Annotated in this window: 8 protein-coding genes; 5 read left to right on the top strand and 3 right to left on the bottom strand. The window is 31.9% G+C overall.

What is annotated here, in order from left to right; genetic code table 11:
* Positions 1 to 131: 131 nt before the first annotated feature.
* Entirely contained in the window at positions 132 to 341 is a 210-nt protein-coding gene (locus tag GFJ99_RS04530; protein ID WP_153207729.1) for a hypothetical protein, read from the bottom strand.
* A gap of 7 nt (positions 342 to 348) precedes the next feature.
* On the bottom strand, positions 349 to 3,462 hold the full coding sequence (locus GFJ99_RS04525; protein WP_153207728.1) for a T9SS type A sorting domain-containing protein: 3,114 nt from the start codon (positions 3,460 to 3,462) through the stop codon (positions 349 to 351).
* Between the two features lie 303 nt (positions 3,463 to 3,765).
* On the opposite strand from GFJ99_RS04525, the gene GFJ99_RS04520 reads away from it, so the two are divergent.
* Together GFJ99_RS04520 and GFJ99_RS04515 are read left to right on the top strand one after the other, a co-directional pair.
* Positions 3,766 to 4,371 carry a hypothetical protein gene (locus GFJ99_RS04520; protein ID WP_153207727.1) on the top strand — a complete coding sequence of 202 codons (606 nt, stop codon included), beginning with the start codon at positions 3,766 to 3,768 and terminating at the stop codon, positions 4,369 to 4,371.
* A 186-nt stretch (positions 4,372 to 4,557) separates the two neighbouring features.
* Positions 4,558 to 6,009 (top strand): OmpA family protein, encoded by a 1,452-nt coding sequence (locus tag GFJ99_RS04515; RefSeq protein WP_153207726.1) that lies wholly within the window; start codon positions 4,558 to 4,560, stop codon positions 6,007 to 6,009.
* A 421-nt stretch (positions 6,010 to 6,430) separates the two neighbouring features.
* Here GFJ99_RS04515 and GFJ99_RS04510 read toward each other — a convergent pair whose 3' ends face one another.
* A complete protein-coding gene (locus GFJ99_RS04510) occupies positions 6,431 to 8,317 on the bottom strand; it encodes a nucleoside-diphosphate sugar epimerase/dehydratase (protein WP_153207725.1) in 1,887 nt (628 codons plus the stop codon).
* 466 nt (positions 8,318 to 8,783) lie between these two features.
* On the opposite strand from GFJ99_RS04510, the gene GFJ99_RS04505 reads away from it, so the two are divergent.
* The 3 genes from GFJ99_RS04505 (at position 8,784) to GFJ99_RS04495 (ending at position 11,384) form a co-directional block, all read left to right on the top strand.
* Positions 8,784 to 9,287 (top strand): ArsR family transcriptional regulator, encoded by a 504-nt coding sequence (locus GFJ99_RS04505; protein WP_153207724.1) that lies wholly within the window; start codon positions 8,784 to 8,786, stop codon positions 9,285 to 9,287.
* Positions 9,288 to 9,485: 198 nt separating this feature from the next.
* On the top strand, positions 9,486 to 9,944 hold the full coding sequence (locus tag GFJ99_RS04500) for a UpxY family transcription antiterminator (RefSeq protein ID WP_370454292.1): 459 nt from the start codon (positions 9,486 to 9,488) through the stop codon (positions 9,942 to 9,944).
* Between the two features lie 471 nt (positions 9,945 to 10,415).
* Entirely contained in the window at positions 10,416 to 11,384 is a 969-nt protein-coding gene (locus tag GFJ99_RS04495) for an SDR family oxidoreductase (RefSeq protein WP_153207723.1), read from the top strand.
* Positions 11,385 to 11,670: the final 286 nt, after the last annotated feature.

Here is an 11,670-nt window from a genome sequence, read left to right as displayed (position 1 = left end):
TTGATTAAAAATTAATTTATAAAGTTTATATTAGGGACTACATAACTTTTATTTAATTTATTTCTTAAATTTAAAAAAAAAAAACTCTATAATTCAAATTATAGAGTTTTTTTTTAAAATAATTTACACCTTTATTTTAATTGACTTTCTCTCTTTTTAATAAAATAAATAGAAGTTAGAATACCTGTTATCAATAAAGGAATAATTAATTCATTTATAGGTGTAACTGGCGCATCTTGACCATCCCCGCCACCTTCATCTCCAAATCCAGGGTCTCCTTGTGCATGTAGGGGTGTTGTTCCAATTGTAGATAATAATACAATGTAAATAATTTTTTTCATATGGCTTTTAGTTAATTAGGATTTTAAATGTTTTTATTGTTTTGTTTTTGTCTAGTATTTCAAAACTATACACGCCAGCATTTAATGCGGTATTGAAATTAATCTTAAGTTGATGATTTATTTCTTGGTTTGTTAAATCTCCATTTTGTAATTCTTGACCTAACATGTTTACAATACGATATGAATATGTTCCAAAATCAAGTTTACCTAAATTTACCGTAATTCCATCCGATTTTGATGTTGGGTTCGGGTAAATTGTAATATTTTGTGGGTTATTATAGTCATCATTACTTAAAGTAGTGTCAAAAACAATTTTAAAACGGTTTCCTTGAGTAGTAGCATCAGAAGTAACATCAAAAGCATATTCAAAAACAGAACCATCAATTGGTATTTGTGTTATACTTCCTAATTTTAAATCATAAAATAAAGCTCCTCCATCAAATGAAAAATTCTCTGTTTTAATTTTTAATTTATAAGTTCCCGCAACAGCTCTCGTTACTCTAATGAATAATTCATCTCCATGTGCAATTGGGGCTCTGTGTTCACTTGATAAATTTGAAGTTCCATTTAAAAATGCTAATGTTTCATTTGGATTTGTGAATTTTTCAACATCTTTCTCATCAACATTATTTGATGCTCCATCATAAAATGCTACTACTATTCCATCTTTGTACAGTGATGTGTTATTTTCAATTTTTTCAAGACTAACTCTTAATCTTTCATATACAGTATTTGTAGTTCTTGCAAAAACTTGACTATTGGCACCATCTCTTTTAAAAGATTCGTTAATTCTAAAAGTTGTTGAAGATGGTGATGTTTGAGTTTTTACAAAAAATGCCTGACCACTTTGAATTAAATGATTGTCTTCGGTTGCATTTAGTGCTCCTGCTGCGCTATATTGATTTACTGGGTCCCAAGTGACATATCCTCCGTATTGTCCAATATTTGGATCGATAATCCAAATTTTTTCATCGACCACATTTTCATTTAAGCCTCCAGATATGATTAAGCTTTCCATGTCAATTGGAGAAGTATAAGGATTTCCAATTAATTGGTAATTACCCGCAACCATACTATAAGTTTGATTTCCAGTAATTAAGTTTCCTTTAGCTTGTAATGTTGTATTTAATGAACCTGGTACACCATCATTCCCTGATACGCCTTCTCCATAAGGATAAATAATAAAAGTTAAAAAGGCGTTGTTTTTTGTGCTATTAAAAAGATCTTCTGTTCTTGTGTTGGTAATAGAAGTCCAAGCTCCATTGTTGTATTTTCTAAAATTATGTACAGAAATCGGCAAGTAATTCATACCGTTGTTTGTTTCGTTATAACTTGCAACCGGACCCCAAACATCAGTACCAGTTAAACCATCTGCTACACCGTTGTTTTGCCAATTTTGGTAGATTTTGTTGTTAGTATTGCCTTTAACTGGTGATGTTAATAAACGCCATCTTCTTTCTGAATTAATTAGATAACGTTGTACTGTAACATCTCCAATTATTGCTCCAGCTTCTACTTGGTCAACCCGAGCTGTAATTGATTCATCTGAATATAAAATAATTTCACCTCCGGTATCTAAAACTGCTCCACTCGTAACAGATAAAACATCTAATACTAAAATAAATCCAGATCCATCATTGTCTAATGTAGAGTTATTGGTTACATTAAGATTTGTTGTTTCGATAAATCCTGGATTAATAAGATTTGCTCCAAGTTCTAGAGTATTTGTCAAAAGATCTGTCATTAGTATTGTGTCTCCATTAATACTTAATGTGTTAACATTTCCTAAGTTGCCATTAAACGTAGTCATTCCTCCCGCTACTGTTATGTTAGGGGCGTTTATAGTAGGCATGTTGCAGATAAAATCTATATCATTGATTGATAAACTATTTAATATCCAAAGTGAAGTAGATGTTAAAGAAGAAGAGTTTCTTCCTACGCTAGTTCCAAGGTCAAAATTTGTAGTACCTGAAATAGTAAGGGAATTTAATCTAGTAGGTGTTGTTCCAGAACCACCAAATGCCGTTCCTGTTCTTAATTCTATTCCTGCTTTAGTTACATTACCGCTGTAGGTTACATCTACAGGGCCGTTATATCTAAATCTTAATCCAGAACCTGTAACTCCATTTCCGCTGCTAACGTTAAGTTGTGCTCCACCATTTAAAGAATAAGTAAAGGCTGAACCTATATTCAGATTTCCTGCAATTAAGTCCATTCTAGTTATAATGGTTATGTTATTGTTTATGGTATATCCATTAGGATTGTTAAGATTTAAAAAATTATAGGAGTTTCCATAAATAACACTTCCTGATCCACTTCCAGCATAAGTAATTTTTGTTCCTGTAGCTGTAAATTCAGGAGCGTTCGTAATACCTTGCTCTGTATATATTGGACAATCCCCAACATGTTGAAATTCAATTTCAGCCGATCCGTTTTCAGTTAGGTATTTGTTGTTAATACTCAAGCCGGTAGCAGGTTGATATGAGTTCATGTACCCTTTGCTTCCGGTGCCAGTTAACGTAAATTTCCCCGCACTATGACTTACAAAAGAACCTTGTCCTAAAGTACTATTTACAATATTATACATGTTTAGATTTCCAGCCAAATTAATATTTGGGCCATTAAATGAAATTTTGGTATATTTAGTTGTAGTGGTTGTAGTTATTCCTGCAGTTCCAATATTAATGTCTCCATTTACTAACAATGTTCCTGTTCCTACTAATGTGGTGTTTTTAATAATATCAGAAACACCTGATATTTCAAAATTATTACTTATTGTTAGCGTTTTTCCAGAGAAAATAGTTATAGTAATGTTTGACCCACTGCCTGTGCAAATATTACTAAATGAAAAACACTGACTGTCAACTGTTACGTTTAAAGGTATGTTAATTGTACTACTACCATTATAAAAAACGGCATCCCCAGCCTGTGGATATGTGCCTGTATTTGTAGCACTAGCACTGCTTACTGTAGACCACGTAGCGTTGTCTGTCCAGTTGCGTGTTCCAGTTGTTATTGCTCTTAAAAAATATTCTCCAGCGTTAATGGTGCTAAAAGAAAATAACAATAAAAACAACACATATGTTTTTATAGGTTGGTTAGAAGAGTATTTATTTTCCATAATTTACTTTATTTAAAGAACAAATATTGCAACAAATATACTATAAATAAATGATTTACAAAATTTACATTCGCTAAAATTGAATAGAGAAAAGTGAAAAATATAAATTTTAAAGAGATTAAATTTGGTAATTTATTTACAAATGTTGTGTTATAAGGAATAAGTGATTTGTTTGAGGTAATAAGTGGTGTAATGCTACTGTTTGTAAGGGTTGTAGATTTTTTTGTGTTATAAGTTATTTTGTTTTTTATTGAAATAATATTAAAAATTAGCTTAACTTTGTTTTAACCAAAAAAAGTTTTTATGATTTCTTTTAAGCCTATACTTTTTGTTTTATTTGTTTTCAATGGTTTTTACGCTTTTGCTCAAGAAATTGCAATCGATACTACTGCGTTGCCCTATTTACAAAAAGCTGAATTTAATGTTTTAGGAGTTGGAGTTAATTATGAAATTCCAATTTCAAAGGTTTTGTCTTTAGATTCTGGTCTTGGGTTTTCTTCTGGAGTTCACGTTTCGGGTGAAAGAATTAGATATAAATATAATCTTTTAAATCCTGGATTCTATCTTAAGTCGGAACTAAAATACTATTACAATCGATATGTTAGGGTGGCGAAAAAACTGCGTACTACCAATGGTGAAGGAAGTTATTTTGGTTTTCAAAATAAATTGGTTACACAGCGTCTTTTTGATTCAAAATCTAGGTTAGGTAATGTAATGATGTATGAAGTGCATTGGGGAATTCAAAGAAATGTATATAATGATTTCTTATTTAATTTTCATATTGGATTGGGTCGTAGTCACGATTTTACTTCTCGAGAGGGGGCTAATTACCCGTCGTTAGGTTTTAAAGTGTCTTATTTGATTGCGACTAAAAAAATAACGCGTAGTTCGTTTGATAAGTTTTGGTGATTGATGATGGGTGATGGGTGATGGGTGTTTGATGATGGGTGATGGGTGATTGATGATGGAGGATGGGTGTAAGGAGAAGGTTGTGTTTGTGTTAAGAAGTAGTTTTTGTGTGTGTGTTTTGCTTTTATACGATATAAATAAAAAAAAAACATTAATTTTGTTTGCTATAAAAATAATAATATTCTTATGAATTCATTGAAAAAGTATTTTGTTTTTGCTTTTCTTTTTGTTTTGACTGCGGGATTATCGCAAGAAAAAAGAGATTCAGATAAAAAAGATCCTGTTGAAAAGGATGCTAAAAATAAAAGGGTTGATAAAAGTGATTCTGAAAAAAGAGATTCAGTTTATATTCCAAACAAGGTAATTAACAAGACAGTTTCTGATACGGTTCATCCTAAAGATCGTGAAAAGAATTACAATAGCTGGTCTGTTAATTTAAATGTGGGTACTAATATTGGAATCCGTCCTTTTACTGATGGTTACTATGCTACTACCCCCAATTATTTTACAAAACCCGAATTTAATCACGTTGATTTTAATGTCCGAAAGATGTTTAATACCAAATTTGGTGTTATGATTGACTTTGGATACGATAATTTTTCCGCTGATAGTGGTAGTCCTGAGTTCAGTAATAATATGTATCGTACTAGTTTTCAAGGTGTGTTAAACATGCATCGTGTTATGAATTGGGAAGAGTTTACAGAAACTTTTGGTTTGCAATTTCATTTAGGTCCTGGTTTTTCATTTTTACAAGCCCCTGAAACAACAACTTTTAATCACTATGATAATATTTTCAGTGTTCTAGGTGGTGCTACCTTATTGATTAAAGTTTCTGAGAAAGTAGCATTTAATTTAGATTTCACTATGACGAGCAATTTAACCCATCACGTGGCTTTAGACGGTCAGTCTAAATTAGATCCTAGTTTGAGTCGAACAGGTACAGTTTATACTACTATATTAGGTGCTACTTTTTATTTTGGTAAAAAGGAGCGACATGCAGACTGGTATTGGGAGAATTTGAATGTGAAAGATGAATATAAAGATTTATTAGCTCGAGTTGAAGATTTGGAAACGATGATGAATGACAGTGATAGAGATGGAGTTCCGGATTACTTAGATGTTGAAAATAATACTATTGGTGGTGTTTTAGTTGATACAAAGGGTAGAGCTGTTGATTTGAATAATAATGGTATTCCAGATGAATTAGAAAGTTATATTAATAATACATATGGCGATTTACAGGCAACGGTAAATAATTTGATTTCTGGTGATAATAATTATTCTAACATTCAGATGAAAAACATGATTAATGGTCAGTATGTAAATGTTTTCTTTGATTTTGATGAAACAAGAATTACTACAGGAACCATTTCGGCGATTAACTTCTTACTTAAATATTTAAATGCAAATCCAAATTCAAATGCTGAAGTTATTGGATATGCTGATGAATTTGGTGATTTTGATTACAATATAGGTTTGTCTCGCAGAAGAGCGCAACGTGTTATTGAAATGCTTGTTAGATCTGGTATAGATCCTAATCGATTGAAATTAGTTGTAAAAGGAGAGGATGCTTCTGTTCCTAAAGATTCTAAATTGGCACGTCAATTAGTAAGAAGAGTTGTGTTTAAAGTAGATTAGGAGTACATTTTATTTCTATAAAAAGCAACTTCATGTATGGAGTTGCTTTTTTTTTTTTATTGATGATGTATGATGGGTGATGTATGATAGGTGATGTATGATGGGTGATGTATGATAGGTGATGTATGATAGGTGATGGGTGATGGGTGATGGGTGATGGGTGATGGGTGTGTGTTTTCTGTTAATGCTAAATTCCAGATGAATGTTGCATTTTAATTGAATTCTATGGGTGTGGTTTGTGAGAAATGTTAATTTATTGCTCTCTGGAAATCAATTTTTTTAATGCAATAGTTCGGTTGTTTTTTAAAATAGTATTCAATTTAAAATTAGAAATTTTTAAATTGAAGGTTTCAATAACTCAATAGACTTTGAATTAAATTTAATATATCTAAAGATATTTATTAAATAGGTTAAATGGTTGTTAAGTTTTTTTTTCAGGTTGGTATTCTGGTACTATTTGTTTTAATAGTTTGACCATTTCCTTTCTGCTTTTCGTTTGAAAACCTTCCAATAGGGTAATGATTTCTTCTTTTGTGTAACTTGGTTCTTTTTCTTTAGCAATCACTATTTTTGGGTGATATGTTGGCATGGTTTCAGAAGTTTTCGTCAATACTTCTTCGTATAGTTTTTCCCCTGGGCGCAAACCGGTAAATTCTATAGCGATATCTTCGCCCGGGATTTTTCCTGCTAATCGGATCATTTTTTCAGCTAAGTCAACAATTTTTATTGATTTACCCATATCGAATACATAGATGTGGCCACCAGTTCCCATAGCTCCTGCTTCAATAACTAACTTGCAAGCTTCAGGAATGGTCATGAAAAATCGATTTACCTCGGGATGGGTCACTGTAATTGGTCCGCCTTGTGCTATTTGTTCTTTGAATAAATGCACTACTGATCCATTAGAGCCTAATACATTTCCAAAACGCGTTATCATAATTTCCATGCTTTTTGACTCTTGTGTGTGAAACATATTTTGTGCAATCATTTCTGCAATTCTTTTACTGGTTCCCATAATGTTGGTTGGGTTTACAGCTTTGTCTGTTGATACGAAAATAAATTTCTTGGCACCATGTTTCTGGGCTAAATTTAAACAATTGAGCGTTCCAAAAACATTTACTTTAATGGCTTGTTTGAAGTTTTTTTCTAGCACAGGCACGTGTTTGTATGCTGCGGCATGAAATATTATTTCAGGTTTGTGTTTTTCAAATATACATGATAATTCGTCCGGATTTGTCACGTCGATTAACTCAAAATTAGAATGGCATTCGTGTTCTTGTTTTTTAAAATGCAATTCAATATCATGTAATGCGGTTTCCCCTTGGTCTAGAATAATTATTTTTTTGGGATTAAATGCGGCGATTTGTTTTGCTAATTCAGATCCGATAGATCCTGCTGCGCCAGTTACTAAGATTACTTTGTTGCTGTATTCGGAAATTACTTTTGGGTTGTCAATGTTGATTTTATCTCTGAATAATAATTCTTCTAAACCGTACTCTTTAAGATTGGGAGGGGTTGTTGTATTTGCTTTTTGAAGTAATTCAGGTTTGTAAACTTTGATTCTATTTTGTATGCAATCTTCAATTAATTTTTTTTCTTCCGCGTCTTCGAGGTATCCTTTGGGTAAAATTATATTGTTTATTTTTTTCCATCTCAAGTAAGTGATTATAGAGTTTGAACCTGCTACCACAGATATTCCAGCTACTTTTTTTCCGTTTAAAGTAGGATTTAAATCAAAGAAACAGATTAGTTCATATAAGCTTGTGGGTGCTGTTAATGGGTCTACCAAAGAGATGTTTACTGTATTGACCCCTACAATAGCTATGGGTTGTTTTTCTGAGCGCGGAAGTGACTCGTCTTGATTGAGCAGTTGAAAAATCGATTTTACCATAATTCTAAACCAAATTAAGGTAAAAAAAGCAAGACATGTTCCATTAAGCAAGGTTGATAGTATGAATAATGGATAATTATATATTTGTGCGCTTATTATATGTATTGTTGTAGCTGTTAAAGTGGCAAAAAATACGGCTTTAAAAATTTTGATGATATCTTTAAGGGAAGAGTAGCGTATGATCCCTTTGTAGGTATTGAAATAAAAAAAGTAGAATAGATAACAAATTAGTAGCACAAGATAACTCACTAATGCTGGAGCAATTTTATTGTGATTTACTCCTAAATTACTATAAATGAAATAATTGAAAGCTCCAACGATTGAAATTATTGCTATGTCTAAGAATAAAATTAACCAAGAAGGTAGTATTCTTAATTTATTCAATACTTTTAAAAATGACTTTATATTATTTTTCATATATTGAAAGTCTATGATTGTCCATAATTCTTACAAATATAGCCATAAAAAATGGAACTTCAATTTTAAAAAAACCTTTTTTATGTTATTATTTTATTGTAGTTTGCCGAAGTCTATTCATTCAATTTTATGAAGAAAATTCTCAATCAATATGTATAATGTAGTTAGTCGAATAAATTACGCATTTAATCGGTTATGTTCGTTTTTTTTGTATGAAATAGTTGGTGTTGCCTTTTAACTGGCTCAAAATGTATTTTTTATATTTTTAAATTCTAAAAACTGTTATCTCAGTTGTTGCTTTTTTTTTGATTGTTTAATTTGTTGTTTTTTTTTGTTTTTATTTCTTTTAACATTTTTTTTTCTATTTTTATAGGTAAATTTTACTTAAATTTAATCTTAAATTATTGGATTGTTTTTGTAGGAACAAATTAAATGAGTACTTTTGTTACTTATATAGCTCTAATTTATGTTGCAGGCATTGATAACTTCTAAAACTCGTATGCGGCTGTTGGTAAAATTTTTTATCAACGTAGCAAATACTGGCTATTTGCGAGGGTTGGCAACTGAGATGCAAGAAAACACGAATGCTATTCGGAAAGAGTTGAATAATTTGAGTGAGGCTGGTTTTTTAGTTCGTGAAGAGCAAGATGCTAAAGTTATGTATCGTGCCAATGCTTCACATCCCTTCTTTGGAGTTTTGCAAGAATTGGTCAGAAAGCACCTTGGTATTGATCAAATTATAGCACATATCTTTAGTAGATTAGGTGATGTCTCTAAAATTTATTTAGTAGGCGATTGTGCTAAGGGATTAGATACAGGTGTGATTGAAGTTATTGTTGAAGGAATGCATTTGAATCAGGACTATTTGGATCAGTTGATTCCAAAAGTTTCTAAAGAGTTGAATAAAAAAATCATCATCCATACCACGTCTCATTTTGAAGGTAATGGCTTGTTGTTGTTTGAGAAATAATTTTTTTATTTTTCAATGTATACATTTATTTGGGCACTTTGTGTGACTCATGTGGCGAAGCCGTGGAATTTTCGGGTTTCGAGTTTCGAGTTTCGGGTTTCGAGTTGCAAGTTACGGGTTTCGGGTTACGGGTTTCGAGTTTCGGGTTTCGGGTTTTAAGTGAAATTTGTGCGTTTTTTACATAAAAAATAAATAAAAGTGGATTGGTTTGCTTTATATACAAAACCTCATAATGAAATAAAAGTAGCGGAAAAACTACTTTCGATGGGTGTTGAGGCTTATTGTCCCACTATTGTTGTGGAGAAACAATGGAGCGATCGTAAAAAAAAAATACAACAGCCACTGTTGAATTCTTATGTTTTTGTAAAATTAAACGATAAAGAAAGAGCGCTTGTTTTTGCTGTCCCTGGAGTGGTTCGTTATTTGTTTTGGTTGGGAAAGCCTGCTATTGTGAAGGATAGCGAAATTCTTGCCATCAAAGAAATGCTGCAGGAATCTTACAAAGCGATTGCCGTAACTGGTGTTCAGCCAGGCAGTACAATCACACTTCAAGAGGGGGCTTTCAAGGGTCAAAGCGCTACGTTTGTTGAACAGAAAGGAAATAAAACAATATTGGTTTTGGATGGTTTGGGGATTACTTTGATTTTGGAGCGGTAGTTTGAGGGAACATTGATCAGTGGTCAGTGATCAGTTAAGAGGGATAAGTGTAAACCACTATGGACAATACTTATATACCTTAATAAAAAAAGTAATAATTAATTCCACAGTCGTCACTTCGAGTGTTTTTTATAAAATTGCCTAAGCTATTTTGTAAAAAATGTATCGAGAACATATGAAAATAAAACGTTGCTATAGTTCTCGATACAATTTTACAAAGCAAAAATTAGCATTTTTTCTTTATAAAATCACTCGAAATGACGGGGGAGAAGGGCTAGTGCTAAGTGCTAAGTGAAAAGGGATAAGTAAAAAGGGATAAGTAAAAAGGGATAAGTAAAAAGGGATAAGTAATAAGTGTAAACCACTATAGAGAACACTTATATGGAATTATATACTTTATATGATTAAAGAAGGGATAACCTTAAACTTGAAACCTTAACCTTGAAACTAAACTAAAATAAAACAAAACTAATGGCTAAAATATTAATTACAGGAGGTGCTGGATTTATTGGCTCTAATTTGTGTGAATACTTTTTACACAAAGGACATCAAATCGTTTGTTTGGATAATTTTGCTACAGGACATCGTCATAATATTGCGCCTTTTTTAGAAAATTCGAATTTCGAATTAATTGAAGGCGATATTCGTAATTTAGAAGATTGTCACTTGGCCGTAAAAGGAGCGGACTATGTATTACATCAAGCAGCATTAGGTTCGGTACCTCGTTCTTTAAAGGATCCAATCACTAGTAACGATGTAAATGTTTCTGGCTTCCTTAATATGTTAGTCGCTGCTAGAGATGCAGGTGTTAAACGATTTATTTATGCTGCGAGTTCTTCCACTTATGGTGATTCTGAACATTTACCCAAAGTAGAAGATGTTATTGGCAAGCCTTTATCCCCTTATGCAATTACAAAATATGTAAATGAATTGTATGCCGATATTTTTAGTAAAACGTATGGATTAGAAACGATTGGTCTCCGCTATTTTAATGTGTTCGGCCGTAGACAAGATCCAAATGGTGCCTATGCAGCAGTTATTCCTTTATTTGTTAAACAGTTTATGCAACATGAATCGCCCGTAATTAATGGTGCGGGAGATTATTCAAGAGATTTTACTTATATCGACAACGTTATTCAAATGAATGAACGTGCTATTGAAACTACTAACTCAGCAGCCGTTAATACGGTTTATAATACTGCAGTTGGTGATCGAACCACACTTAATGATTTAGTACATTATTTGAAAACATATTTAAGCGAATTTGATTCTGAAATTGCTCAAGTTGCAATTATTCATGGTCCAAATCGTCAAGGTGATATTCCACATTCATTAGCTTCTATTGATAAAGCAAAAAAATTATTAGGTTATAGCCCAACGCATACTATTGATAAAGGTTTGAAAGAAGCTGTTTCATGGTATTGGGAAAATTTGAAGTAACAGTTAAAAGTACAAAGTGAGAAGTGAGAAGTGAGAAGTGAGAAGTGAAAAGTGAGAAGTGAAAAGTGAAGAGTGAAAAGGGATAAGTGAAAAGTAATAAGTAATTCCACAATCGTCACAGCGTAATTTATTAAAATCTTTTATGCACTTTTTAACACAATCATAATCAGCTTAAAAAAACTTATATGCCTTATATGGTTAAAAAAAATAAAAAGTACAAAGTGATAAGTGAAAAGTGATAAGTGAAAAGTACAAAGGGATAAGTGAAAAGTACAAAGTAAAAAGT

Origin of the sequence: Flavobacterium sp. LMO6, from assembly GCF_009495795.1 — a bacterium.
Classification (GTDB): Bacteria; Bacteroidota; Bacteroidia; order Flavobacteriales; family Flavobacteriaceae; genus Flavobacterium.
The sequence above is the reverse complement of the archived record's forward strand: the minus strand, read 5'-3'. Positions and strand labels throughout refer to the sequence as shown.